The 24891-nt window shown below is 75.2% G+C and carries 20 protein-coding genes; 12 read left to right on the forward strand and 8 right to left on the reverse strand.

What is annotated here, in order from left to right; genetic code table 11:
* Positions 1-87: 87 nt before the first annotated feature.
* From IF55_RS10160 to IF55_RS10170, 3 genes are all read right to left on the reverse strand, one after another.
* Positions 88-1572, reverse strand: coding sequence for a helix-turn-helix domain-containing protein (locus IF55_RS10160; RefSeq protein ID WP_030881017.1), 1485 nt, complete (start codon positions 1570-1572; stop codon positions 88-90).
* 799 nt (positions 1573-2371) lie between these two features.
* Positions 2372-5584, reverse strand: coding sequence for a sacsin N-terminal ATP-binding-like domain-containing protein (locus tag IF55_RS10165; RefSeq protein ID WP_030881020.1), 3213 nt, complete (start codon positions 5582-5584; stop codon positions 2372-2374).
* Positions 5585-6113: 529 nt separating this feature from the next.
* Positions 6114-7091, reverse strand: a complete 978-nt coding sequence (locus IF55_RS10170; protein WP_030881024.1) for a DUF3027 domain-containing protein — start codon at positions 7089-7091, stop codon at positions 6114-6116.
* 532 nt (positions 7092-7623) lie between these two features.
* Here IF55_RS10170 and IF55_RS10175 point away from each other — a divergent pair.
* From IF55_RS10175 to IF55_RS10190, 4 genes are read left to right on the forward strand one after another with little or no spacing between them, the layout of a single operon-like run.
* Complete coding sequence (locus IF55_RS10175; protein WP_030881027.1) at positions 7624-9069, forward strand: MFS transporter; 1446 nt, start codon at positions 7624-7626, stop codon at positions 9067-9069.
* Between the two features lie 26 nt (positions 9070-9095).
* On the forward strand, positions 9096-9593 hold the full coding sequence (locus IF55_RS10180) for a hypothetical protein (protein WP_030881029.1): 498 nt from the start codon (positions 9096-9098) through the stop codon (positions 9591-9593).
* A gap of 23 nt (positions 9594-9616) precedes the next feature.
* Positions 9617-10462, forward strand: a complete 846-nt coding sequence (locus IF55_RS10185; RefSeq protein ID WP_037964263.1) for a futalosine hydrolase — start codon at positions 9617-9619, stop codon at positions 10460-10462.
* A complete protein-coding gene (locus tag IF55_RS10190; RefSeq protein ID WP_030881033.1) occupies positions 10459-11319 on the forward strand; it encodes a 1,4-dihydroxy-6-naphtoate synthase in 861 nt (286 codons plus the stop codon). The genes IF55_RS10185 and IF55_RS10190 overlap by 4 nt, the downstream gene beginning before the upstream one ends.
* 68 nt (positions 11320-11387) lie before the next feature.
* Here IF55_RS10190 and IF55_RS41175 read toward each other — a convergent pair whose 3' ends face one another.
* Complete coding sequence (locus IF55_RS41175; protein ID WP_030881035.1) at positions 11388-11771, reverse strand: cold-shock protein; 384 nt, start codon at positions 11769-11771, stop codon at positions 11388-11390.
* A gap of 192 nt (positions 11772-11963) precedes the next feature.
* Here IF55_RS41175 and IF55_RS10200 point away from each other — a divergent pair, with 192 nt between their 5' ends.
* A complete protein-coding gene (locus IF55_RS10200) occupies positions 11964-12236 on the forward strand; it encodes a hypothetical protein (RefSeq protein ID WP_030881037.1) in 273 nt (90 codons plus the stop codon).
* On the opposite strand, the gene IF55_RS10205 is transcribed toward IF55_RS10200, so the two are convergent.
* The gene (locus tag IF55_RS10205) at positions 12215-12808 is read right to left on the reverse strand and encodes an HAD family hydrolase (protein ID WP_037964265.1); all 594 of its coding nucleotides are present in this window, start codon (positions 12806-12808) and stop codon (positions 12215-12217) included. The two genes, IF55_RS10200 and IF55_RS10205, sit on opposite strands and share 22 nt — an antisense overlap.
* Before the next feature lie 314 nt (positions 12809-13122).
* Between IF55_RS10205 and IF55_RS10210 the strand changes: the two genes are divergently transcribed.
* From IF55_RS10210 to IF55_RS10240, 7 genes are all read left to right on the forward strand, one after another.
* Entirely contained in the window at positions 13123-14151 is a 1029-nt protein-coding gene (locus IF55_RS10210; RefSeq protein ID WP_030881041.1) for a FecCD family ABC transporter permease, read from the forward strand.
* Positions 14152-14194: 43 nt separating this feature from the next.
* Positions 14195-15280 carry a FecCD family ABC transporter permease gene (locus IF55_RS10215; protein ID WP_030881042.1) on the forward strand — a complete coding sequence of 362 codons (1086 nt, stop codon included), beginning with the start codon at positions 14195-14197 and terminating at the stop codon, positions 15278-15280.
* 296 nt (positions 15281-15576) lie between these two features.
* On the forward strand, positions 15577-16464 hold the full coding sequence (locus IF55_RS10220) for an ABC transporter ATP-binding protein (protein WP_037964268.1): 888 nt from the start codon (positions 15577-15579) through the stop codon (positions 16462-16464).
* Between the two features lie 210 nt (positions 16465-16674).
* A complete protein-coding gene (locus IF55_RS10225; RefSeq protein ID WP_030881047.1) occupies positions 16675-17679 on the forward strand; it encodes an ABC transporter substrate-binding protein in 1005 nt (334 codons plus the stop codon).
* 365 nt (positions 17680-18044) lie between these two features.
* Positions 18045-18740, forward strand: coding sequence for a type 1 glutamine amidotransferase domain-containing protein (locus tag IF55_RS10230; protein WP_030881444.1), 696 nt, complete (start codon positions 18045-18047; stop codon positions 18738-18740).
* A gap of 188 nt (positions 18741-18928) precedes the next feature.
* Positions 18929-20443 (forward strand): NAD-dependent succinate-semialdehyde dehydrogenase, encoded by a 1515-nt coding sequence (locus tag IF55_RS10235; RefSeq protein WP_211269974.1) that lies wholly within the window; start codon positions 18929-18931, stop codon positions 20441-20443.
* A complete protein-coding gene (locus IF55_RS10240) occupies positions 20440-21822 on the forward strand; it encodes a class-II fumarase/aspartase family protein (RefSeq protein WP_030881053.1) in 1383 nt (460 codons plus the stop codon). Before IF55_RS10235 ends, IF55_RS10240 begins: the two co-directional genes overlap by 4 nt.
* Positions 21823-22051: 229 nt before the next feature.
* Here the strand turns inward: IF55_RS10240 and IF55_RS10245 are convergent, their stop codons facing one another.
* The 3 genes from IF55_RS10245 to IF55_RS10255 all read right to left on the reverse strand — a co-directional run bounded on the left by IF55_RS10245 (position 22052) and on the right by IF55_RS10255 (position 24809).
* On the reverse strand, positions 22052-23146 hold the full coding sequence (locus tag IF55_RS10245; protein WP_030881056.1) for a hypothetical protein: 1095 nt from the start codon (positions 23144-23146) through the stop codon (positions 22052-22054).
* A gap of 199 nt (positions 23147-23345) precedes the next feature.
* Positions 23346-23744: a hypothetical protein gene (locus IF55_RS10250; RefSeq protein ID WP_030881059.1), complete on the reverse strand. Its 399-nt coding sequence runs from the start codon at positions 23742-23744 to the stop codon at positions 23346-23348.
* A gap of 192 nt (positions 23745-23936) precedes the next feature.
* The gene (locus tag IF55_RS10255; RefSeq protein ID WP_030881062.1) at positions 23937-24809 is read right to left on the reverse strand and encodes an SAM-dependent methyltransferase; all 873 of its coding nucleotides are present in this window, start codon (positions 24807-24809) and stop codon (positions 23937-23939) included.
* Positions 24810-24891: the final 82 nt, after the last annotated feature.

The following is a 24891-nucleotide window of genomic DNA, read 5'->3' on the forward strand; positions in this document are numbered from 1 at the left end:
GTACGTACGCACCGCCGACAGCCGCGGCCGTCCCGCTCCCCGCGGGGCGGCCGCGGCTCAGTTCTGCGCGAGGTGCTACGTGAGGTGCTACGCCAGGAGGCCCGTGGCCCGGAAGGCGAGCCACAGGTCGTGGCGGGCGCTCGGGGCGTGCAGCAGGGAGCGTTCGAGGAGCGCTTCGAGGCGGGTGAGGCGCTTGCGGGCGCCGGGGATGGAGATGCCCAGTTCGGCGGCGGTCCGGCTGAGCTGGGCGTCGTGCTCCAGCCAGGTGCGCAGCGTCGACGACGGGTCGGCCGGGCAGCCCTCGGCGGTCAGCGGCCGCAGTTGGATGCGGGCCCAGCGCTGGACGGCGGGGCGGTTCAGCAGGTCGTCGAGGGTGTGGGCGGGCTCCGTGTCCGGGTCGCCGGGCCGGCGGTCCGGCGGCGGTACGGGCGCGGCGTGCACGCGCAGGGCCAGCGCGAGGGCCGACTGGTCGGCGAGCCGGTCGAGGTCCATGCCGAGCAGGTGGCCGATCAGCCGCAGCCGGGCGGCGAGGGTATTGCGGTGGATCTTCAGGTGGGCGGTGGCGCGGGAGAAGAACGCGAGCCAGGACGAGGCCGTCGCGATCAGCTCCTGGCCGCTGGGGTCCTGCGGCCGCTTGGGGGCGTGCGAGGTCAGCGGCGCCAGCAGCGCCCGGGCCCAGGGCGCGGCCACGCCGCCCGCCACCAGGGCCAGTTCGGGAGCGGCGCCGAAGCTCGCGTAGCGGTCGGCGTGGGCGCGGGCGATGGCCAGGGCGTGGAACGCCTGCGCGTAGCCGACGGCCGTCTCCCGCAGCGGCACGTCGTCGCTGACCCCGACGACGCAGTCGCTCGCCATGGAGGTCAGCGCCCGGTCGAGGGGCCCGGCGGGGCCGGGCGGCGGGGGCGAGAGCGCGATCACATGGCCGGAGTAGACGGGGCAGCGCACCACCCAGGCGCGCCCCTCGGAGGCGTCCGCGCACATCCGCACCACCTCGTCGCGACGGCCCGGCGGGCACTCGGCCACGTACACCCGCATCAGCTCGGGGAGCCGGGGCCGCAGCGCGCCCGCGATCTGGTGGGCGGTCGCGAGCTGCCCGATCATCAGCAGGTGCAGCACCGCCTCGCGGCCGCGGGACTCCGCGAGGTCCACCCGCCGCCGCTTGCGCTCCGCGCTCTCCGCCTCCCAGCACAACGCCAGCGGCAGCGTGACATCGGCGAGCAGCGCGGACAGCCGGTCGGGCAGCGGCCCGGCCACGACCACGCCGAGGGCGAGTCCCTGCTGGTGGCGGGGCCCGCCGAGCGCTAAGAGGACGGCCGTCCCGGCGTCCCCGTCGAGGGTCACCGAGCGCAGCCCCCGCTCGGTGAGCTTGCGGGCCGCCCCGGCCGCCAGGGCGGTCGCCTGGCCTCCGGACGCGGCCGCGCCCTGCCCGTCCGCCGCCCGTATCGCCGTGCGGTGGTGCATGGCCGCGCACAGCACGGTGCCGGAGGAGTCGAGCAGCCCCGCCCAGCCGCCGGCCCGCGCGGCGAGCCAGCGCAGCAGCGCCCGACTCCCGCCGGAACGCGCCAGGCTCTGCATCCGCAGCACGTCCTCGGCCCGTTCGACGCGCCGCCGCGCCCCGACCGCGCCCCCGGTGTCCGTACTCTCCCGCGTCTGCACCCGGCCTCCCGATGTTGATGAATGTGGTTTCTGAAACCCGCGGCCCGCCCCGCAGTGCAAGGTGAACCTCGTCGCCGCGCCCGCCCCGCCCTAGGGTGCTGAGCCAGGTGATCCGGCCGCCGGCGCCGGCCAACAGTGGCTGACGGGGGTGGTCACTGCGGCCGAGGCGCCACGGCGCTGGATCACCCGCGGACCCCCGCGGGCGCCCACGGACGACGGGCGCGCGGGCGAGCACCTGTGAGCGTGTGGTGAACAGGGAACATCACACGCTCACAGGGCTGTTCACTTTTTCGTACACACGTACACGGACGCGCCGACAGACGCAACGCCAGGGGGCGGCGGGGCCGCGACGGGGGCGGCCAGGGACGTGGCCGTGCGGACGGGCCCCGGCCCGCCCCCGTGCCCTGGCCGCCGGCCGGGCCGACGGTCGGCCTCGGCCCGTTCCCGCGGCGCGGAAGAGCCGCTGATGAGCCTGGCCGGCCTCAGTCGGCTCACGCGGCTGCCCCGCCGGCCGGCCCAGCCCGCCGACCTCGGCCGGCACCCGCGGATGCCCCGCCGGCGGGACCGGCCCCCGCGCCGGGAGCTCCACGCGAACGAGCGGCCCTCGGCCGGCTCCGCTGCCCGGGCCATCGGCCGAGCTCGCCCCGGAGTCGACTGGCTCTGCCCGAACCGCCGGTCGAACCAGCAGGCCGCCCGGCCGGCGGCCGTCTCCCTGCCGCTAGTCGAACCAACGGGCCTCGGCCAGTTCTTCCGTCCGGGAGGGGTCTTCCAGCAGCGCCGCCGCCTCGAAGCGGCGGTTCCATTGGCCGGCGGCCCAGGCCAGGCCGGCGGCGACGCCCTCCAGGGTGGAGGCGTGGAGGACGTTGTCCGGGCCGTAGCGCCAGTCCAGTTGGACGCCGTCGACCGTCAGTTCTTCGTGTTCGATGTACGCGTCCGGGGCCCCCGGGAGGAGGACCCGTACGCCCTCCGGGACCTCGCGCCGTTCGCCGCCGGTGGGGGCGGGGGCGGTGAACTCCTCGCTCAGCCGGGGCACCTGGAGCAGGTCGGCGAGGTCGGCGGCGAGCGCGGGGCGTACGGGCAGCAGCGCGCGGCCCGCCGTCAGGGGCAGCAGGTCGGGGGCGTCGGCGATCAGCGCGTCGGCGGCGTCCACGACCCGCACCTCGCCGTCGACGACGGCCCGCAGTTCGTCGGGGAGGGTGACCTGCTCGGGGTCGAGGGCGGCCAGCGCGCCGTAGAGGCCGTGCAACTGGGCCGCGCCGACCGGCAGTCGGCTGTCCGCGAGCCGGGCCAGCAGCTCGGCCGCGCCGCCGGGCTCGTCCAGGAGGGAGGCCGCGGAGGTCCGTACGCCCAGGGCCCGCAGCACCTGCTCGTCGCCGCCGCCGAGGAGCTCCGCCGCGTCGGCGGCCTCGTACAGCCCCGCCAGCAGCGGGTCGCCGCCCGCAGCCCGGAGGCCGGCCGGGCGCCGGCCGTCCAGAACGGGGTGGCCGCGCAGCCACCACGCCGTGTACGGGCGCACCGACTCCGTCGTGCCGTCCGGCAGCAGAACCCGTACGGGCGCGGTCAGCGCGTCCCGCAGCGGCGGCCGGGCGAGCATCCGCAGCGCCCGCGGCCACGCGTCGTCGTCGACGAGGTCCAGGTCGCGCACGGCGACGATCTCGGTGGCGACCGGCGGCACCGCGGTCTGCGGCAGCCCGTCGAGCACGTCCTCGCACCACACGTCGACGGCGTCCAGCAGCCCGGCGTCGTCCGGCTCCGCGTAGTCGCCGTCGCGGGGCTCCAGTTCGTCGGGGTCCAGCACGACGTCCGTGGCCCGTACGAGCGCGAAGGTGGCGAGCACGCCCACCGCGGTCAGCGGCTGCTCCCCCCACCGTTCGGCCAGCTCGGCATCGCAGGCGGCCAGCTCACCGGCGCGTACGACCTGCTCGAACGCGCTGCCCGGCAGCATCAGTTCGCCGGCCGGCGCCAGCTCGCCGTCCTCGTCGGGCAGGGCCAGCGCGGCCAGCCACGGCTCGTCGCCGGGGGCCAGGCCCGCGTCGCGTACGAGCGCCAGCACCGTCTCCGCCAGCTCCTCGCTGCCCGGCGCGTCGCCTTCGAGCAGCCCGTACGCGTCCTCGTCGGCGTCCAGCGAGGCCGCGACCGCCGCCCGTACCTGAGGGGTCGTCAGCACGGCGCGCGGGGACGCGGGGAGCGCGCCCAGCTTCTCCAGCAGCGGATGCGCGGCGTCGGGGTGTGCGACCTTCAGCCCGAGCCGGGCGAGCGCCGCGTGCCGCTCCCCGTCCTCGCCGCCCGGCAGCAGCACCTGGCGCGGACCGATCGTCGTACGGCCGTCCGCGAGCGGCACCGGCAGCCCGGAGAGCCGGTCCGGGTCGACCCCGGCCAGCGAGTCGTACAGCCGCCGCCACCAGGCGGGGTCCCGCTCGACGCCGGCCAGCCGGTCGACCATCTCCCCCAGCGGCACCCGCTCCACGCCGAGGACCCGCAGCTCGACCCGCCGCTCCAGCCCGGCCGGCAGCAGGCTGGGGAACAGTTCGGCCAGCACGGCGACGGTGTCGGCCCCCGCGCCCTCCACGATCTCGGCGTCGGCGGGGCGCAGGACGTACGCGCTCCCGGCGGCGGCCCCGCTGAGCGCGGTCGGATCGTCGAACGCGGCGTCGGGAACACGGTCCGCCGCGGGCTCCCCGCCCTGTTCGGCCGCCGCGCTGGGCAGGAACGGCACCCTCGGCAGCCGCTCCAGCAGCAGCCGGCGCAGCTCGCCGTCGAGTTCGCCCTTGCCCAGCGGGCCGGGCACCAGGTCGACGGTGCCGGTGCCGACCGGCCGCCAGTCGCCCAGCAGCTCCGCGTACCCCTCGGCCGCGCGCGCCGCCAGGAAGTCCGTCAGCGCGCCGGGCGCGGTGTGGCGGCGGGTGGGCTCCAGCGGGAACGAGGCGATGAGCAGGGCGGGCAGGCCCAGCGGCTCGTCCGTCGGGGTGGGCGCGTGCAGCACGGGCGCGGTCGTCGGCCGTACGGGCGCGCCGTCCGCGTCCACCGGCACCGCCCACGTCACCGACCAGCTCGGGCGCAGCCGCTCCTCCACCGGCCGGCCGGCGAGCAGCGCCGCGTCCAGCGGGCCGCCGGTGCGCGCGACGCGCCAGCGGGCGGGGGCGGGGCGGGCGCTGTCCTCGATGACGGTGTACGGTCCGTCGGCGCGGCGGGTCACCGTCCGCACGCCGTCCGCCGTCTCCACGACGACCTCCGACAGCCCCGGCAGGGTCAGCAGCAGCGCGTCGTCGACCTCCGCCAGGAGACGCGCCGTCAGGTCCTCGGCCGCGCCGTCGCGCAGCGGCAGCACGACGACGGTGTCGTACCCCTCGGGCGCGGTGCCCTCCGCCGGCAGCGGCAGCCGCAGCAGCGGTACGTGGCCGTCGCGGCGGCGGATCTCCGCGCCGAGGCCGGGCGCCGACGCGGCGGCGTCCGCCGCGATCAGCCGGGCCTCGGCGAGCGAGAACCGGACGCCGCCGGACCGGCCGACGACGGCGGGCTCGTCGCTGACGGCGAGCACGGCGGAGAACCCGACCCCGAAGCGCCCGACGGCGCCGCCGCTTCCCTCCTCGTCCCGCTTCGCGCTCGCCCTCAGCGTGGACAGCGACTCCACCCCGGCGGCGTCGAGGGGGGCGCCGGTGTTGGCGGCGGCGAGGACGGCGGGCGCGCCGTCCCGGCCGGGGTGGAGGGTGAGCCGCAGCCGGCCGGGGACGCCGGCGCGGGCGGCGGCGTCGGCGGCGTTCTGCGCCAGCTCGACGACGAGCCGGTCGCGGTAGCCGCCGAGCGCCAGGTCCTCCTCGGCGTTGGCGTCCTCCCGGAACCGCGCGGGCGACGCGGCCCAGGCGTCCAGCACCCCGCGCCGCAGCCGTCCGGTCCCGAACGCGTCCGCGTCCTCGCCCACGCCTCGCACCATCGCCGCGCCGCTCACGTGTCGTCTCCCCTGCTAGCCGCCGCACTCCTGCCGCGAAACGTACAGCGCTTCCGCCCCTACCTGCTCTCCACACCCCCACACCGCAAACAGCGAGCCCCCCGCAGAGCCCGAAAGAACCGGTGATTTTCCGGGCACTCCACACCACACCCATAAGGGCGCGGGGACGCTGCGATCAACCACGCGCGACCCCACAGGGGCGCGGGGGCGGCGCGATCAACCACGCGTGGCCCCACAGGGGCGCGGGGAACTGCGCGCCCAGCCGAAACCGACCCGGCGGCCGACCGCCACCCCCCGGCCACCCCAGGGGCGCGGGGAACTGCGCGCCCAGCCGAAACCGACCCGGCGGCCGACCGCCACCCCCCGGCCACCCCGGGGGCGCGGGGAACTGCGCGCTCAGCCCCCACCGGCCGGCGGCCGACCAACAACACCCGGCATCCCCAGGGGCGCGGGGAACTGCGCGACAAACCCCCACCGGCCCGGTGGCCGAATCCGAAAAGCGACGGCTACGCCGTCAGGAGTGCCCCAACTCCTCGGCAGGAGCGTCCGGCTCCACGGACCCACCCGTCCGATCCGGCCGCAACGGCAACGGATCGACCAACGTCTCATCGATCACCGGAGGCGCCGGCCGCAAAGGCTTAGGCATGACGGCGGCCTCGGAATGCCCCCCGCACCCGAACCCGAGCGACACGACATGCCCGTCCGCCGGCCCGAACTCATTGGCGCAGACGCCGAACGCCTGCCGCAGCGACCCCGCCAGCGGCACCAGGAACCCGCAGCTCGCGCAGGAGGCGGGCGCGGCCTGCGCCATGGCCGTCTTGGGCCCGTACAGCTCGTCCCAGCGGTCGGCGGCGACGTGGAGCCCGTAGCGGGAGAGGACCCGCGCCCGCCGCATGCCCAGCTCCTCGGCGACGGCGGCGATCCGGCCGCGCTCCGTGGTGACCGCGGGTCCGGCGGCCGGGGCGGCGCCGCCCGAGGCGGCCTCGGCGGACGACTCGGCCGAGTCGTCCGTGAGCTCGGCGTCCTCCGCGTCCGCGAGATCCGTCAGCCGCCGCCCGGCAGTGGCCTCGTCCGCGAGGACGGAGCTGGGCGGCGGCGCGTCCTCCCCGGAGAACCCCGGCTCCAGCCGCAGGTCATCGGCGTCGGTGGGCAGCAGGTCCCCCGGTCCCATGTCCCCGGGGCGCAGCCGCTCGCTCCACGGCACCCATTCGGGGGCGAGCAGCGCGTCGGGGCCGGGCAGCAGCACGGCCTCGTCGAGGGTGACGATCTTCGCGCGGGAGGCGCGGGCGACCGTCACGGCCCAGCGCCAGCCCCGGTAGCCGGGTTCCCGGCAGGCGAAGAAGTGGGTGACGACGCGGTCCCCCTCGGCGGCGACCTCGACGTGTTCGCCGACCATTCCGGGGAGCGCCGCTTCCTCGGCCGCCGCACGGGCCAATTCGACCGCCTCGGCGCACAGGCGGTCAGGGGTCCGGCTTCGCATCGCAGCACTCACAGGATCGATTCTCTCTTCCACGCCGTCTCACGAGTGCGCCGGCCGTACGGCCGGGTCGGCGGACGGAGCGGACCTGGGGACCGCGTCGACGTCCGCGCCCGAACGGTCAGGGGCGCACCTTGTATGACCCATTCTGCGGGATCGAGACTCGGCGCGCGGCCAAGAACGACCGCCGGAGGCGCGCTACGCACGCTACCCCGCTCGGCCGCGCCGGGGATAGCCGGGCCGCGGCGAGCCTCACTTCCGTATGCGGCCGGGCCCGTGCCCGTACGGCCGTACCGGCCCGTACCCGCCGGGCGCCCCGGTGGAGATCTCCCCGTGCCCGACCTGATACGGAAAGGACACCCGCGAAGCGGACACCCCGGCGAAACCCCGGCGAAACCCCGGCACCCCCATGAGCACGCGCCCCGGCCGGCGACCGGGCGGCGACCGACCGACGACTGGACGGCGACCGGACGGCGAATGATCGTGTCCTGACCGACAGATAGCCGGAACACGCCATCTTCCGCACGACTTGGGGCAGTATGGCGTGGTGGGAGCCATCCGGTCCGCTCATGGCAGCCCGCTCCGCCGGGCGGGACGGGCTGCCGGACACGCCCTGCGCGCGCCGTTCACCGGGGCGGCCCGCGGCATCCGGCGGGCCACGCACGCGCACGGCGCGGGCGAGTCCGGACTCGGCAAGCTGATCGAACTGCACGCGGTGCACTCGGCCGGCGACATGCTGATCACCGTCGCGCTGGCCTCCACCGTCTTCTTCTCCGTCCCCACGGACCAGGCGCGCGGCCGGGTGGCCCTCTATCTGGCCGTCACCATGGCCCCCTTCGTGCTGCTCGCGCCGGTGATCGGCCCGCTCCTGGACCGGTTGCCGCACGGCCGCCGGGCCGCGATGGCGAGCGCGATGCTGACCCGCGCGCTGCTCGCGCTGACGATGACGGGCGCGGTGGCGAGCGGCGGTCTGGAGCTGTATCCGGCGGCGCTGGGCGTGCTGGTGGCGTCCAAGGCGTACGGCGTGGTGCGGTCGGCCGTCGTGCCGCGGCTGCTGCCGCCGCGGATCTCGCTGGTCAAGGCGAACTCGCGGGTGACGCTCGGCGGGCTGCTGGCCACCGGGGCCGCCGCGCCCATCGGCGCGGGCCTGCATCAGTTGGGCCCGGCCTGGCCGCTGTACGGGGCGTGTGTGCTGTTCCTCGTCGGCATGGTGCTGTCGTTCTCGCTGCCGCACAAGGTCGACTCGGCGAAGGGCGAGGCGCGGGCCCGCCTGACGACCCGCGAGCACCTGCCCGTACGCGCCCCCGCGCTGTCCCTGGCGAAGCGGGACCGACGGGACCGGCGAGACCGGCGAGACCGATGGGAGCGGCGACGGCAGCAGCGGCGGCCGCGGCCGCTGGGGCTGCGTACGGTCGGCTCGTCCGTGCTGCACGGGCTCCAGGCGAACAGCGCGTTCCGGGTGCTCTCCGGCTTTCTCACCTTCTTTCTGGCGTTCATGCTGCGCGAGCATCCGATGAGCGGGCTGAGCGCGGCGATCTCGCTGGGTGTCGTCGCCGTCGCGGCGGGCGCGGGCAACGCGCTCGGCACGGCCATCGGCGCGCTGCTGCGCTCCCGCGCCCCGGAGTCGACGATCGCGCTGATGCTGACGGCCGCGCTGGCCGCGACCGTCGTCGCCGCCGTCCTCTACAGCCCGGTGGCGCTCGCGGTGGTCGCGGCGACGGCGGGCATCGCGCAGGCGCTCGGCAAGCAGTCGCTGGACTCGATGATCCAGCGCGATGTGCCGGAGGAGGTCCGTACGTCGGCGTTCGCGCGCTCGGAGACGCTGCTCCAGATGTCGTCGGTGCTGGGCGGGGTGATCGGCATCCTGCTGCCGCTCAACGGGGTGCTCGGCATGTCGGTCGCCGCGGCGGTCGTCGCGCTGGGTGTGGCGGCTTCCGTACGGGGCCTGCTGGCCGCCGCCCGGCGCGGCACGCCGCACCCCCGCGTGGCGTGAGCGGGGGCGACCGATAACCTGCCCGCATGACCGCTCTGTTTTCCCGGGGTAAGGGCCGCCGCGCCGCTGCCGCCGTCGGTGCCGTGACCTTGGGGCTTGTCGCCCTTACCGCCTGCGACAAGCCGACTCCGCTGGCCACCGTGACCGTCGGCTCGACCTCCGTCAGCTCCGAGGCCACCGACGGCTGCTTCGGCGACGGCAAGGCGCTGGACAAGTCCGTCATGGAGAAGTGCCTGTCGAAGAAGGACGGCAAGACCGTCAAGGTCGGCGCCGGGGAGAAGGTGCGCATCGGCGTCGAGCCGAAGATCGCCGACACCGGGTGGGTCGTCGTGGCGGGCGGGCCGGTCATGCCGGAGCCCACCAACAACACGTACCGCACCTTCGACACGGACACCCTCTTCACGCAGAAGAACCAGATGGGCCAGGCCACCCTGATGGACAAGGTCACCGTCACGGTCATCGAGCTGAACAAGGGCGAGGCCAAGGGCATGTGGCACTTCAACCTGGAGCGCGACGGCTCCTGACGCGGGCCGGGGTGCTGGAACTGATGCGCGTACTCGTCGTCACCGCCGTCACCGCCGAGCGCGACGCGGTCGTGCGCGGCGCGTCGCCCGCCGGGGACCTCCAGGAGGTCCCCGTGCCGGGCGGGCTGCTGCACCGGGTGCACCACCCCGCCGGGCCGGTGTTCGACGTGCTGGCGGCGGGCGTCGGCCCGGGCGCCGCCGGGGCCGGTGCCGCCGCCGCGCTCGCCGCCGCGGAGCTCCGCTCGCACCCGTACGACCTCGTGTTCTCCGCCGGGATCGGCGGCGGCTTCCAGCCCGCCGCGCCGGTCGGTTCGCTGGTCGTCTCGGCCGCGGTCGTCGCCGCCGACCTGGGCGCCGAGACGCCCGACGGATTCCGCTCCACCGCCGAACTCGGCTTCGGGGCCGTGGCGCACCAGGCTCCCGAGCATCTTGTACGGGCCGTGGCCGAGGCGACGGGCGCCGCGCCCGGCACCGTGCTGACCGTCTCCACCGCGACCGGTTCCGCCGAGCGCGCCGCCGAGCTGGCGGCCCGTCACCCGGGGGCGCTCGCGGAGGCGATGGAGGGGTTCGGCGTCGCCGAGGCCGCCGCCGCGCACGGCGTGCCCGTGCTGGAGCTGCGGGCCGTCTCCAACCCGGTGGGCCCCCGCGACCGGGCGGCCTGGCGGATCGGGGAGGCCCTGGCCGTACTGGGCCGGGCCTTCGACCGGCCGGCGGCGGGCCTCGCGGACCTGCCGGACCCGGCAGACGCTGCGGACACAGCGGACGCTGCGGACGCGGCGGACGCGATGGACGCGATGGCGGACCGTCTCGAAGCGGACCCGGCGGACCCGGCGGCCCGTCCCGAAACCGAAGAGGAGAGGATCCCATGAACGAGCCTCTGCAGATCGCGTACTCGCCGTGTCCGAACGACACCTTCGTCTTCGACGCGTGGGCGCACGGCCGCGTCCCCGGCGCGCCCGCCCTCGACGTCACGTTCGCGGACATCGACATCACCAACGGCATGGCGGAGCGCGGCGAGTTCGACGTGCTCAAGGTGTCGTACGCGGTGCTGCCCTGGGTGCTCGGCGACTACGCCCTGCTGCCCTGCGGCGGCGCACTGGGGCGCGGCTGCGGCCCGCTGGTCCTGACCAGGGAGTCCGCGGACGCCGGGGAGCCGGCGAGCCTGCGCGGGAAGACCGTCGCGGTGCCCAGCGAGCGCTCGACGGCGTATCTGCTCTTCCGGCTCTGGGCGGCCGCCGAGGTGCCGGGCGGCGTCGGCGACGTGGTCGTGCTGCCGTTCCACGAGATCATGCCCGCCGTACGGGACGGCAAGGTCGACGCGGGCCTGGTCATCCACGAGGCGCGGTTCACCTACCAGGACTACGGGCTGCACCGCCTCGCCGACATGGGCGAGCACTGGGAGGCCACCACCGGCCTGCCGATCCCGCTCGGCGCGATCATCGCGAAGCGCTCGCTGGGCGCGGAGCGGCTGCGCGAGCTGGCCGAGGCCGCGCGGACGTCCGTACGGATGGCGTGGGACGACCCGGAGGTCTCCCGCCCGTACGTGCTGGAGCACGCGCAGGAGATGGACCCGGCCGTCGCGGACCGGCACATCGGGCTGTACGTCAACGAGTTCACCGCCGACCTCGGCGAGGACGGCTACGCGGCGGTGCGCGGGCTGCTCACGCGCGCCGCGGCCGAGGGGCTCGTACCGCCCCTGGGCCCGGACGCGCTCGCCTTCGCGTAGACGGGAAGCCGCCGCGTACGCGGGGAGCCCTCGCGTACGCGGAAGGGCCGCGGGTCGGGTCGGTACAGCTAGACGTCGAGCTGGTCCGCGACCGCCCGCAGCATGCCGGCGATCTTCGCGCCGTGCGCCTTGTCGGGGTAGCGGCCGCGCTCCAACTGCTGGGTGACGTTCTCCAGGAGCGTGGTGAGGTCCTGCACGATCGACGCCAGCTCGTCGGGCTTGCGGCGCTGCGCGGCCGCGACGGACGGCGCGGGGTCGAGGAGCGTCACCGTGAGCGCCTGGTCGCCGCGCTGGCCCGCCACGACGCCGAATTCGACGCGCTGGCCGGGCTTGAGCGCCTCGACTCCGTCCGGGAGTACTGAGGAGTGCACGAAGACGTCGCCGCCGTCGTCGCGGGAGAGAAAGCCGAAGCCCTTCTCGCTGTTGAACCACTTGACCTTGCCGGTAGGCACGTCTGTCCTCGTCCTCGTACTCGTCGGGAAGCAACTGAAAACGGCTCTGGATAGCACTACAGCGGGCCGCAGGACCCGCCAGTGCCAAGGCTAATGGTCCCGGGCCCGGTGACAAGACGTCCTCGGGTGGTTCCGCTGTGCTTTGGCCCATGGGGACAAACGCCCCGGGGCTAGGGGACCTACCCTGTTCAGGTGAGTGATACTCCTTCCGCCGGGGGCCGGGCCCCCGCGCCCGACAGCCCCGCCCGCGCCGGTGACCTGCTCGTACGGATCGGCGCCATCGTCTTCCTCGTCGGCGCGGTGGCCACACTGGCCACCGTCGCCCCGCTGTTCCTCGGCCTGCGCCCGCTGCCGTCGATCGCCTATGCCGTCTGCATGCTCATGGGCGTCGGCTTCGTGATCGCCGCGGCGGGCGTGCTGCGTTCGATCGCGCAGGAGCGCCGTCAGGCCCGCTCCCTGACATAGCCGACGTGGCCGCGCACCCATTCGGGGAACGCCGTCAGGTCGTCGAGGACCACGTCCGCGCCCGCCGAGCGCAGTTCGTCCGCGCCGCACGGCCCGGTGGCCACCGCCACGGACAGCGCACCGGCCGTACGCGCCCCGCGCACGTCGCCGGTGTGGTCGCCGACGTAGACGCCCGCGCCGTACTCGCGCAGCGCCTCCGCCTTGGCCTCGGCCCACAGCGAGCCGATCACGGCGTCCGCCTCGATGCCGAGCCGCTCCAGGTGCAGCTTGGCGTTGGGCTCGTACTTGGCGGTGACGACGATGGTGCGGCCGCCCAGCGCCCGGACGGCGGCCAGCGCGGCGCGGGCGCCGGGCATGGCGAGCGTCGGCTCGATGGCGTGCTCGGGGTACAGCGCGCGGTAGCGGTCGGCGACCGGCTCGATCTGGTCGGCGGGGAACCAGTGCGCGAGCTCCAGTTCCAGCGGCGGGCCGAGCCGGGTGGTGGTGAGGTCGACGTCGATGTAGACGCCGGTCTCGGCGGAGAGCGCCGAGAACGCGGCCCGGATGCCGGGCCGGGAGTCGATCAGGGTCATGTCGAGGTCGAAGCCGACGGTGAAGGCGGGGCCGCTGCTCTTCGTACGGCCGGTGTCGGCGCCGGTCTCCGTACGGCCGGTCTCCGTGCGGCCGGTGCTGAGGCCCGTGAGGCCGGCGGGGCGGGCGGGGTTCTCGTGGTGCGAGGTATGCGGGGACATGCCGAACATTGTGCCGCGCCCCTGCCCGTACACTTAGCCTCGCCTAACCACAACTCCCAGCCGCGTCGACCGACGCGATTCAGCCGATCGGCGGGTGTCCAGAAGCCCGGCGCGGGGCGCAGCGCCGACCGCACCGAAACCGCGAAGTGGAAGCGATGCCAGCCGTTCCGACCAGCAGCCCCAGATCGCGTCTGGTGCGGCGCCGCGTCGGCCGGACGGCGGCCGCCGTCGCCGCCCTGCTCGTCGCCGTCCTGCTCAGCCTCTCCATCGGCAGCAGCCAGATCGCGCCGGCCAAGGTCGTCGACGCGCTGCTGCACGGCGGTACGAGCGACAGCGCCGAGATCGTACGGTCCATGCGGCTGCCCCGTACCGTCGTCGGCCTGATGGTCGGCGCGGCCCTCGCCATGGCCGGCACGGTCCTCCAGGGCATCACCCGCAACCCCATCGCCGACCCCGGCGTCCTCGGCATCAGCCAGGGCGCGTCGGTGGGCGTGGTGCTGGCCATCGCCTTCGCCGGGGCGCACACGCTCACCGGCTATGTGTGGTTCGCCTTCGCGGGCGCCGGGATCGCCTCCGTCGCGGTCTACGCGGTGGCCACGAGCGGGCGCGGCGGCGCGACGCCGGTGAAGCTCGCGCTCGCGGGCGCCGCCATCAACGCGCTGCTCGCCTCCGTCTCGCACGCCGTCCTCACCACGCGGGCGGCGGCGCTGGACGAGTTCCGCTTCTGGCAGGTCGGCTCGCTCGCCGGCCGGGACGCCGCTCTGGTCGGCCAGGTCTGGCCGTTCCTGCTGGTGGGCCTGGTGCTGGTGTTCTCCGTGGCGCGCGGCCTCGACGCGCTGGCCCTCGGCGAGGACGTCGCCAAGGGCCTCGGCCAGAACGTCGCCGTCGTACGGATCGTGGGCGGCCTCGGCGCCACCGTCCTCACCGGCGTGGGCGTCGCGGCGGCCGGGCCCATCGCCTTCGTGGGCCTCGCCGTGCCGCACATCGCCCGCGCGATCGTCGGCACCGACCACCGCTGGGTGCTGCCGATGGCGGCCCTCGTCGGCCCGGTCATGCTGCTCTTCTCCGACGTCGTCGGCCGGATCGTCTTCCCGCCGAGCGAGGTGCCGGCGGGGGTGATGACGGCGCTGATCGGGGTGCCGTTCCTGGTGACGCTGGTGCGCCGGAAGGCGGTGGCCTCGTGACGACGGCCTTCCCGGCCCCGGCCCGTCGAAAGGCGGCGGCCTCGTGACGACGGCCCCCACGACGCCCTCCGCTCCCCCCTCGGCCGCTCCGGTGCGCCCCGCCGGGTACACGCTCGTACGGGCCGGGCGCGGCTCCTTCCTGCTGCACCGGCGGGCGGCGGCGACCGCCGTGGCGCTGGCCGTGCTGCTGGCGGCCGGGTGCGTGGCGTACCTGTGCGTCGGCGAGTCCTTCGTGGCGCCCGGCGAGGTGGTCAAGGTCCTCCTCGGCCGGCCGTCGCCCGACGAACTGGTCGTCGGGACGCTGCGGCTGCCGCGCATGACGGTGGGCCTGCTGGTCGGCGCGGCCTTCGGGATCGCCGGGGCGCTGATCCAGACCGTGGCGCGCAACCCGCTCGCCAGCCCCGACATCATCGGCGTCACACAGGGCGCGAGCGCGCTGACGGTGGGCGCGATGACGCTCGGCGTCACCTCGTACGCGGCGCTGCCCTACCTCTCCGTCGCGGGCGGCCTGGTGGCGGCCGCGCTCGTGTACGTCTTCGCCTGGCGCGGCGGGCTGCACGCCGCGCGGTTCGTCCTCATCGGCATCGGCTTCGCGGTCGCGCTGCGCTCCGTCACCCAGCTCTTCCTGACCAAGGGCGACTACCTCGTCGCCCAGCAGGCCCAGGTGTGGATGACCGGCTCGCTCAACGGGCGCGGCTGGGACGAGGCGGCACCGCTCGCCTGGGCGCTGCTGGTGCTCAGCCCGTTCGTGCTCTGGGCGGCCAGGGCGCAGCGCACGGTCTCGATGGACGACGACACCGCGACGGCGCTGGGCGTACGGCTCGGCCGGGTCCGGCTCGGCCTGGTGGCGCTCGGCGTGGTGCTCGCGTCGATGGCCACGGGCGCGGCGGGCCCCGTCGACTTCGTCGCGCTGCTCGCCCCGCAGATCGCCCGCCGCCTGACGCGCACCGCGCAGATCCCCCTGCTCTGCTCGGCCCTGCTCGGCGCCTTCATCGTGGTCCTGGCGGACCTCCTCGCCCGCAGACTGTTCGCCCCCACGGAACTCCCCGTCGGCGTACTGACGGCCGTCATCGGAGCCCCCTACCTGATCTGGCTCATCATCCGCAGCCGCACCGGAGGAAAAGCGTGACCGAGAGCCCGAACAGCACCGCCGCCGGGCCCGAGCCCGCGGCCCCGGCAGCCTCCCCCGTCACCCCCGGCACCGCGAGCGCGACCGGACCGACGGACGAGAACGCGGGCACGGGTACGGGCGGGGGCATGGGCGTGAACGGGCCGACTGGCCGGGACGGACGCGTGGCGGACACGGCGGACCACACCGCGGGCGCGAGCCCGAGCGGACCGGCGGGCGACACCACGGTCGCGAACCCGAGCGGAGCGGCTGGCGGCGGCGCGGCGGCGGATGCGGGCCCGGCCGGGGCGCGGCCCGTGAGCAGGCTCGGGGCCCGGGGGCTGACGCTCGCCTATGAGGAGCGGACGGTCGTCGACGGGCTCGATCTGGACGTGCCGGACGGCGAGGTCACCGTCATCGTCGGGCCGAACGCGTGCGGCAAGTCGACGCTGCTGCGGGCGCTCGGGCGGCTGCTCAAGCCGCGCGGCGGCGCGGTGCTGCTGGACGGGGCGGAGCTGAGCCGGATACCCACGCGGAAGATCGCGCAGGCGGTCGGCCTGCTGCCGCAGACGCCGGTGGCGCCCGACGCGATCACTGTGGCGGACCTCGTGGCGCGCGGCCGCCAGCCGCATCAGCACTGGTGGCGGCAGTGGTCGGACGAGGACGAGCGCGCCGTCACGGACGCCATGGCGCGTACGGACACCACGGCGCTCGCCGCCCGGTCGGTGGACGAGCTGTCGGGCGGCCAGCGCCAGCGCGTGTGGATCGCGATGGCGCTGGCGCAGGAGACGGATCTGCTGCTCCTCGACGAGCCGACGACCTACCTGGACATATCGCACCAGGTGGAGGTCCTGGACCTGGTCCGCCAGCTCAACCACGAGCGCGGCCGCACCGTCGTCGCGGTCCTGCACGACCTCAACCAGGCGGCCCGCTACGCCGACCACCTCGTCGCCATGAAGAACGGCCGGATCGTGGCCTACGGCCGCCCCTCGGAGGTCGTCACGGCGCGGCTGGTGCGCGAGGTCTTCGGCCTGGAGTCGGTCGTGGTCCCCGACCCGGTCACGGGCAGCCCCCTGGTGGTCCCGGGCGCGCCCTGGCAGGCGGGTGCGGGCGCCCGTACGGCCGTACGGGACGGAGCGGGCGCGGACGACGCAGCGAGCGTAGAGGGCGCAGAAGGCGTAGAAGGCGGCGGTCTGCCGGGCTAGGCGCGGCGCGGGCCACGGTAAGGCGGCGGGCAAGCCGCGTACGGCCCGGCGCACGGCGCCGTAGCCGAATGGCCCGGCGCGGGCCGCGGTGAGGCGGCGTACGGGCCGCATACGGGCCCAGCGCGCGGCGCCCCAGCCGAATGGCCCGGCGCCGGCCGGGGCAGCCTCAGCTCGCGGCGCGCAGCCCGCCCCACCGACGAGAGGCCCCGGATGGACACGCAGCGCACTCTCCGCCGTCGCGGCGCGGCAGCCGGCTTGCCGGTCCTGGCCGCCGCCGCCCTCGCACTGTCGGCCTGCGGCGCGGGCTCGGAGCCGGGGTCGGGGTCGGGCAACAGGACGACCCCCGGCCCCGGCACGCACACCGTGCGTACGGCCATGGGGGACGTGACGGTCAAGGACCACCCCCAGCGCGTCGTCGTCCTCGACACCGCCGAACTCGACTCCGCGATCACCCTCGGCGTACGGCCGGTCGGCGCGACCCACGCCGACGTCGCGACCGGGTTCCTCGACTACCTGCCGAAAGACAAGGTCTCCGGCATACGGGACGTCGGCAAGATCGCCGCGCCCAATCTGGAGGCCGTCGCGGCGCTCAAGCCGGATCTGATCCTCACCAACAAGGACCGGGACGCGGCGCGCTACCAGGAGCTGTCGCGGATCGCCCCGACCGTGATGACCGGCGCCACGGGCTTCCCGTGGAAGGCCAACTTCGCCACGCACGCGGCGGCGCTCGGCAGGACCGGCGAGGCGCGGAAGGTCGTCGCCGACTACCTCGCGCATGCGAAGCGGGTCACGGCGGCGCTGGGCGGCACGGCGAAGGCGGAGGCCACGGAGGTCAACGTCGTACGGTTCGTGGAGGGCGCGAACATCCGCGTCTACGGCCGGCAGAACTACATCGGCACGCTCCTCGCCGACGTCGGCCTCGGCCGCCCCGCCATCGTGGACAAGGCGAAGGACGGGTTCTCGTACGACATCAGCCCCGAGCAGATCGGCCGGGCGGACGCCGACGCCGTGTTCACCGCCACCTACGGCGACCCGGAGAAGTCGAAGGAGACGCAGGTCACCGGCGGCGCGCTCTGGAAGAACATGAAGGCCGTGCGGAACGGCAGAGTCTTCAAGGTCGACGACCAGTTGTGGATCCAGGGCATCGGCTACACGGCGGCCGGCAAGATCCTCGACGAGCTGCGGACGGATCTGACGGCGAAGAGCGAGCGGTAGGCGGCGCACGCGTCGGGCCCGCCGCCGGGCCCCCCGCCTCCGCCGCCGGGCCCCCGCCTCCGCCGCCGGGCCCCCCGCCCCAGCTTCCACTCTGTCTCCGCCCACGCCTCCGGCCCCGCCTCACCGCCGAGCCTGGCCCTCCGCGTCCTAGGCAGCCGAGTCCCAGGTTCCGCAGGGCGCGAGATGGGCCCCCGCGGCGGCCCCCGCCCCGGCACGCTGGAGCCATGTCCGAAACGGGCCCGCCCGGACGGCACGGCCGGACCGGTGGCCCGACCGGGCGGCCGGACGGCGTGCCCCCATGGCACGCGCATGGCACGGCCCGTACATCGGCGCACATCGTCAACAGACAACACAGGAGACTTTTCGTGAGCAAGGTCCTGATCGTCATGTCCGCAGCGAACACCTGGGAGCGCACCGACGGCTCCTCCTACCCGACCGGCTACTGGGCCGAGGAACTGGCCGCGCCGCACGAGAAGTTCGTGGCGGCCGGCTACGGGGTCGACTTCGCGTCCCCCGGCGGTGTGCTCCAGGAGCTCGACAAGCACAGCGCCGACCCGGCGCTCGCCGGCCCGGACTGCGCCCGTTATGTGGCGCACGCCGAGAAGGCGCTGCGCGAGTTCGGCCCGCTGCTCAAGCTCGACGAGGTGAGCATCGACGACTACGTCGCGGTGGTGCTGCCCGGCGGCCACGGCCCGGTGGTCGACCTCTTCCAGGACGCCGACCTCGGCCGTCTGCTCTTCGCGGCGGACGCCGCCGGGAAGCTCATCGGCGCCGTCTGCCACGGCCCGGCCGCCCTGCTGTCCGCCGTGGACGAGGACGGCAAGTGGCTGTTCGCCGGGCGCGAGCTGACGGCGTTCACGGATGAGGAGGAGCAGATCTTCGGTACGGCCGAGGGCGCGCCGTGGCTGCTCGCCAGCCGGCTGCGCGAGATGGGTGCGAAGCACTCCGGCGGCACCGCCTACGAGGCGTTCACCATCCAGGACGGCAACCTCTTCACCGGCCAGAACCCCGCGTCGAGCGCCCCGATGGCCGACGCCATGGTCGCCGCCCTGGGGAAGTGACCTCCGTGGCCACCTCCACATCCGAGGCACCCGACGCGCCCCAGGGCCCCGACGCGTCCCAGGGGCACGTCGCCCAGGGGCACGTCGCCCAGGGGCACGTCCCCCAGGCGCCCGGCGCTCCCCAGGCGTCCGGCGCTCCCCAGGGACCCGCCGTTGCCGTATCCGACCTGCCCGACGTCGTCGGCCGGGTGGAGAAGCGTCTGCTCATCGCCGGCCAGTGGCGCCCGGCCACCGGCGGCGGCACCTTCGCGGTGGAGGACCCCGCCACGGGCCGTACGTTGTGCGAGGTGGCCGACGGAACCCCCGCCGACGCGATGGCCGCCCTCGACGCGGCGGACGGGGCGCGGGCGGCGTGGTCGGCCGTGCCCCCGCGCCGCCGCGCCGCGATCCTGCGCCGCGCCCATGACCTGCTGATCGAGCGCCGCGAGGAGTTCGCGCTGCTGATCACGCTGGAGATGGGCAAGTCGCTCGCCGAGTCCCGGGCCGAGGTCGACTACGGCGCTCAGTACCTGCGGTGGTTCGGCGAGGAAGCCGTCCGGATCGACGGCGGCTGGAAGGTCAGCGAGGACGGCTCGGCCCGCGTGCTGGTCATGCGGCAGCCGGTCGGCCCCTGCCTGCTGATCACGCCGTGGAACGCGCCGCTCGCCATGCCGGCCCGTAAGATCGCGCCGGCCGTCGCGGCGGGCTGCACCATGATCGTCAAACCGGCTCCGCAGGCGCCGCTGACGACGGCCGCGCTGGCCGAGGTGCTGATCGAGGCGGGCCTGCCCGCCGGGGTGCTCAACATCATCCCCACCCTGGACGCGGCCGGGGTCACCGAACCGCTGCTGCGGGACGGGCGGCTGCGCAAGCTGTCCTTCACCGGGTCCACCCCCGTCGGCCGGCTCCTGCTGGCCCAGGCGGCGGACACCGTCCTGCGCACATCGATGGAGCTGGGCGGGAACGCGCCCTTCGTCGTCTTCCCGGACGCCGACCTCGACGCGGCCGTGGACGGCGCGATGACCGCCAAGCTCCGCAACATCGGCGAGGCGTGCATCGCCGCCAACCGGTTCCACGTGCACGCCGACGTCGCCGAGGAGTTCGCGGCGAAGCTCGCCGCCCGCATGGGCGCGGTCACCCTCGGCCCGGGCACCGACCCGGCCGCCGGGCTCGGCCCGCTCATCGACGGGCGCGGGCGGGGCAAGGTCGCCGAACTGGTCGACGACGCCGTCGCGGCCGGTGCCCGGGTCCGTACCGGCGGCCATGTCCCGGCGGGGCCGGGGTACTTCTACCCGCCGACCGTGCTCACCGACGTGCCCGCGGGCGCCCGTATCACCCGGGAGGAGATCTTCGGCCCGGTGGCGGCGATCCAGACGTTCACCACCGAGGCCGAGGCCCTACGGGCCGCCAACGACACCGAGTTCGGCCTGGTCAGCTACGTCTACACCCGCGACCTGGGCCGTGCCCTGCGGGTGAGCGAGCGGCTGGAGACGGGCATGGTCGGCCTCAACCGCGGCTACGTGTCCGACGCCGGGGCCCCCTTCGGGGGGATGAAGCAGTCGGGCACGGGCCGGGAGGGCGGCCGTACGGGCATCGACGAGTACCTGGAGCAGAAGTACATCGCCGTCGACGCCCCGCCGGAGCCCGACATGGACGGTCCGGAGGGGGCGGCCGCCGACGGTGCGCGGGGCCCGGCCGCCGGCCGTCCGGAGGGCACGCGATGAGCAGCACCGTCTTCGACTCGTTCCTCTTCCGGGATCTGTTCGGAACGGCCGGGATGCGCGCGGTCTTCGCCGACGACGCGTACGTACGCGCCGTGGTCCGCGTCGAGGTGGCGCTGGCCCGTGCCGAGGCACGGGTCGGCGTCATCCCCGGCCCGGCCGCCGACGCCATCGCCGCGTCCTGCGACGCCGCCCGCCTCGACCGCGAGCGGCTGCGCCGGGACACCGACACCGTCGGCTATCCGATCCTGCCGGTGGTCACCCAACTCGCCGAGCAGTGCGGCGAGGCGGGCGGCTATCTGCACTGGGGCGCCACGACCCAGGACATCATGGACACGGCGACGGTCCTCCAGTGCGCGGAGGGCCTGACGCTCGTCTCCGACGCGCTGGACCGGCTGCGGGAGCGGCTGCGGGACGTGGCGCTGGCCCACGTCGACACCGTTACCGCCGGGCGCACCCACCTCCAGCACGCGCTGCCCGTCACCTTCGGCTACCGGGCGGCCGTCTGGCTGTCGGCCCTGGACCGCCACGCCGAGCGGCTGGCGGCGGCCCGGGAGCGGAACCTGATGGTGCAGTTCGGCGGCGCGGCGGGCACCCTGGCCTCCCTCGGCCCGGGCCCGGAGGGGCTGCGGGTACGGGCGGCGCTCGCCGAGGAACTGGGCCTGCGGGACCCGGAGATCACCTGGCACGTCGCCCGCGACGGCTTCGCCGAGATCGTCGGCCTGCTCGCCGCGATCGGCGCGTCGGTCGGGAAGATCGGGGTCGACGTGGCGGCCATGACCTCGACCGAGTTCGGGGAACTGGCCGAGCCCTTCGTGCCGGGGCGGGGCGCCAGCTCCACCATGCCGCAGAAGCGCAACCCCATCTCCAGCGAACTCATGATCGCCGCCGCCAGGCTGCTGCGCGACAAGTCCTCGGCCATGCTGGACGCGATGCTCCAGGACTTCGAACGCGCCACCGGCCCCTGGCACATCGAATGGGCCGTCGTCCCGGAGGCGTTCCTCCTGCTGTCCTCCTCCCTCGACCAGGCCGAACACACCATGTCCGGCCTGCACGTCGACACGGAGCGGATGCGCGCCAACCTGGACCTCACCGGCGGACTCATCGTCGCCGAGGCGGTCATGATGGCGCTCGCCCCGGCCCTCGGCCGCCAGCGCGCCCACGAGGTCGTCTACGCCGCCTGCGCCCGCGTCCTCGACTCCGCCCCCGGCGCCACCGACCTCGCGTCCGAACTACGCGCGGAACCAGAGGTCCTGGCCAGCCTCGGCGCGGACCGCATCCGCCGACTCTGCGACCCGGCCGGCTATCTGGGCAGCGCCCAGGCCATGGCCAGGTCGGTCGCCGAACGGCGACCGCCGGAGGATGAGGCAGGCGTGAGGTAGAGGTAGAGGCCGCCCTGCCGGGAGGGCGGCGCGGCGGGGTCCGCGGGCCCCGGCGGCATCCTGCCGGGAGGGCGGTGGCGGAGGCCGCTGGGCAGGCGGGCATCCCTGCCGGCGGGGGCCCACTGGGCCGCGCGGCCCGGCGGCGTCCTGCCGGTCCAGCCGCCGTGGCCGCGCTGCCCAGTGGGCCCCGCCGGCCCGGCGGCCGAGGCCGCGCGGCCCGGCGCTGGTGTCAGACCTGTCGGCGGGCGCGCCAGACGAGGAAGGCTGCCGAGGCGATGGCGGCGACTCGTACGACGACGGGCCAGGTCTCGGAGAGGGCCGGGCCCATCTGGCCCTGCGGTATCGGGGCGCCCCAGTGACCGGCGGAGCGGCCCCAGAGCCATACGATTCCGCCCGCCGCCGTGAGCCCTGGTACGACCATCACGGCCCACTGCGACTCCGTACGGGAGAGCCGGCGCGTGGTGTAGGCGAGCAGCCAGCCCAGGCCCAGGACGATCCAGTTGCCGAGTACCGCGCCCACCACGAGGAGGACGGCGGCGAGGACGATCAGCGGGCTCATCCGGACGCCGGAGCCCTCGCCGCGGCGCGGCAGGATGCGCAGCCGCCGCCGGGCCGCCGTCTCCTCGGCCGCGCCTTCGGCCTCGTCCTCGGCGTCCGCCGCCTCGTCGTCCTCGGCCGGCGCCTGCTCTACGGGCCCGCGCCCCGAGGCCGTCGCCTTGGCCCCAGCTTTGGTCCCAGCTCCCGGTTCGGAGTCCGGTTTCGGCGGGGGTTTGAGTATCTCGGGTATCTCGATGCCGCCGACGAAGCCGTGTACGGTCTCGCCCTCGGTGAAGGGCCCCGGCTCGATCCGCCACCAGTCCGGGGCGGCGAGGCCCGGCCCCAGTTCGTCCTCGCCCGCGAGGTGCGGCGGCAGCGCGGCCGTAGGGGAGCGCTCGGGCTCGTCCTCGACGCGCGGCGTAGGCACCTTGGCCGCGGAATCGCCGCGTCCGCCGCGCCCCGCGAGGCCGGTGAGCCCCGACAGCTTCTCGCGCGCGGAGGTCCGCGGCCGTCCCGTGACGGGCGAGTGCACGGGCGCGGCTCCGGCGGCGCCGGCGGTGCCGCCCTCGCTCTCCACGATCTTCTCGGGGGCGCCCAGCTTGGCCAGGATGCGCTTCACAGCGCTGGGGTTCTCCGCCATGCCGAGCGCCGCGCGCTGCTGATCGATGTCCGTACGCAACCGCGCGACCAGGCGCATCCGCTCGCCGGACGGCAGTCCGCGCTGCTGAGCCAGGTCGCCGACCCGGCTCAAATAGTCATAAACGAGCTGATCGCTCTCGATCCCCACCAAAACCCCTATGGGCCCGTCCGGTTGCCGCCCCCGACGGTATCGCGCCCACCCCGCCCCCGCAGTGCCCACCACGCCACCCGGCGCGCCCGCCGGCCGCGCTGAAGTGCCGGTTCCCGACAGCCGCGCCCCCCGGCGCGCACGCCGAGGGCCCGGCCGCCCCGCGAGAACGCGGAGCGGCCGGGCCGCCGGGAAGCCGTCAGTCCCAGGTGATGGTGTAGTGGGTGAGCGGCTGGCCGTCCTCGAAGAAGTAGACGATGCAGTTCACGCCCTTCGCCGTCGGCAGGAAATCGGCGTCCTTCCAGGTGGTGCCGGCGGCCACCCGCTGTTCCTTCTTCGCGGTCCGGCCGTCCATGTACTCGATCTCGACGCGTACCGTGCGGTCCTCGGTACAGCTCACGTTCCACTCGGTGAGCGCCCGCCAGCCGTCGGCGGTCTTGGCCTCGTTGCCGTCGGCGATGGCCTCGCACACGGTCGCGGCCCGCGCCTGGGGGGCGTTGGCGGGCGAGGCGTTGGCGGGGGAAGCGCCCAGCATGGCGGCGGAGGCCAGGGCGAGGGCGGCGGCAGGGGCGGCGACTAGCGACGTGATTCTCTGCATGGTCGTGAACTCCTCGGTGCTGGGCCGGGGTTCAGGTTTCCCCCGGCCGTCGCCGACAGCCTTGCAGAAGCGAATCGAGGCAAGTTCAACGCTGCTTCGAGGCGAACGCCGGATATGGCGCCGCCCGCGCCCCCTCAGCCCCGAAGCCACACTCGGCCCCGGAGGCCCCACGAGGCCCCAGAGAGCCCCCCCTCAGTCCTTGCGCAGCAACAGCAGGTAGTAGTCCACGTGGTCCCGGCAGAAGTCGCGGAACGGCCGCATCAGCGGGTCCGTGCGGAAGGTCGTCTCCTTCCCGTACCGCTCCTCGATCTCGTCCCGCCGCTCCCGGTAGAGCGCGTGCATCAGCTCGCCGGACAGCACCGCGTTGGACGTCATGCTCTGGACCTTCGTGATAAGGAACCCGGCCTCCGCCACCTCCGTGAGGAGCTGCGGGAAGGGCCGGGGCGGCGGGCAGGTCCACAGTTCGGAGTAGGCGGCCACACCCGCCGGGTCCGGGACGCCGCGCAGCGCGAACTCCGTCATCAGGAAGCGGCCGCCGGGGCGCAGCACGCGGTACGCCTCGCGCAGCCCGGCGGGGCGGTCGGAGAGGTGCGGGAAGCAGTCGATGGACCAGGCGGCGTCGAAGGAGGCGTCCGCGTAGTCGAGCCGCATGGCGTTCGCCCTGGCGAACTCCACCCGTCCCGCCGCCGTCGACTCCCGCAGCCGCTCCTCGCAGCGGGCGAGCTGCCCCCGGCTGACGGTGATCCCCGTGACCCGTCCCCCGGTGCGCTCCGCCAGCCGGATGGCGGGCCCTCCCGTGCCGCAGCCGATGTCGAGCAGGTGGTCGTCCGGGCCGAGGTCGATGGTGTCGATCAGGAACTCGGTCTGCTGGTCCTGTCCGACGTCGGCCAGGCCGATCAGCGAGGTGACGGGCGGCCGGTCGCCGTGCGGTACGTACATGCCGATGTGCACGGCGGACCCGCCGAGCAGCATGGCGAGCATGTCGCCGAACTCGTCGTACATCTCCCCGACCTCGTCGGGGGTGGGGCCGGAGGTGTTGTCTGCGCCGGGTGCTGCCGCTGGCATGGTCAATCCCCTCAACTCGACGTCGGGCCCCGATCAGAACTCGATCAGAACTCGATCAGAGCGCCATCAGAGCGCGATCAAC

It is taken from the genome of Streptomyces varsoviensis (assembly GCF_000718635.1).
GTDB classification, from domain to species: domain Bacteria; phylum Actinomycetota; class Actinomycetes; order Streptomycetales; family Streptomycetaceae; genus Streptomyces; species Streptomyces varsoviensis.

Bases quoted from the DNA above. Each gene is read 5' to 3' on its own strand.
- IF55_RS10160 (WP_030881017.1), bottom strand. From the start codon at position 1,572: ATGCAGAGCCTGGCGCGTTCCGGCGGGAGTCGGGCGCTGCTGCGCTGG.
- IF55_RS10165 (WP_030881020.1), bottom strand. From the start codon at position 5,584: ATGGTGCGAGGCGTGGGCGAGGACGCGGACGCGTTCGGGACCGGACGG.
- IF55_RS10180 (WP_030881029.1), top strand. From the start codon at position 9,096: ATGACCGCTCTGTTTTCCCGGGGTAAGGGCCGCCGCGCCGCTGCCGCC.
- IF55_RS10185 (WP_037964263.1), top strand. From the start codon at position 9,617: ATGCGCGTACTCGTCGTCACCGCCGTCACCGCCGAGCGCGACGCGGTC.
- IF55_RS10190 (WP_030881033.1), top strand. From the start codon at position 10,459: ATGAACGAGCCTCTGCAGATCGCGTACTCGCCGTGTCCGAACGACACC.
- IF55_RS10205 (WP_037964265.1), bottom strand. From the start codon at position 12,808: ATGACCCTGATCGACTCCCGGCCCGGCATCCGGGCCGCGTTCTCGGCG.
- IF55_RS10210 (WP_030881041.1), top strand. From the start codon at position 13,123: ATGCCAGCCGTTCCGACCAGCAGCCCCAGATCGCGTCTGGTGCGGCGC.
- IF55_RS10225 (WP_030881047.1), top strand. From the start codon at position 16,675: ATGGACACGCAGCGCACTCTCCGCCGTCGCGGCGCGGCAGCCGGCTTG.
- IF55_RS10240 (WP_030881053.1), top strand. From the start codon at position 20,440: ATGAGCAGCACCGTCTTCGACTCGTTCCTCTTCCGGGATCTGTTCGGA.
- IF55_RS10250 (WP_030881059.1), bottom strand. From the start codon at position 23,744: ATGCAGAGAATCACGTCGCTAGTCGCCGCCCCTGCCGCCGCCCTCGCC.
- IF55_RS10255 (WP_030881062.1), bottom strand. From the start codon at position 24,809: ATGCCAGCGGCAGCACCCGGCGCAGACAACACCTCCGGCCCCACCCCC.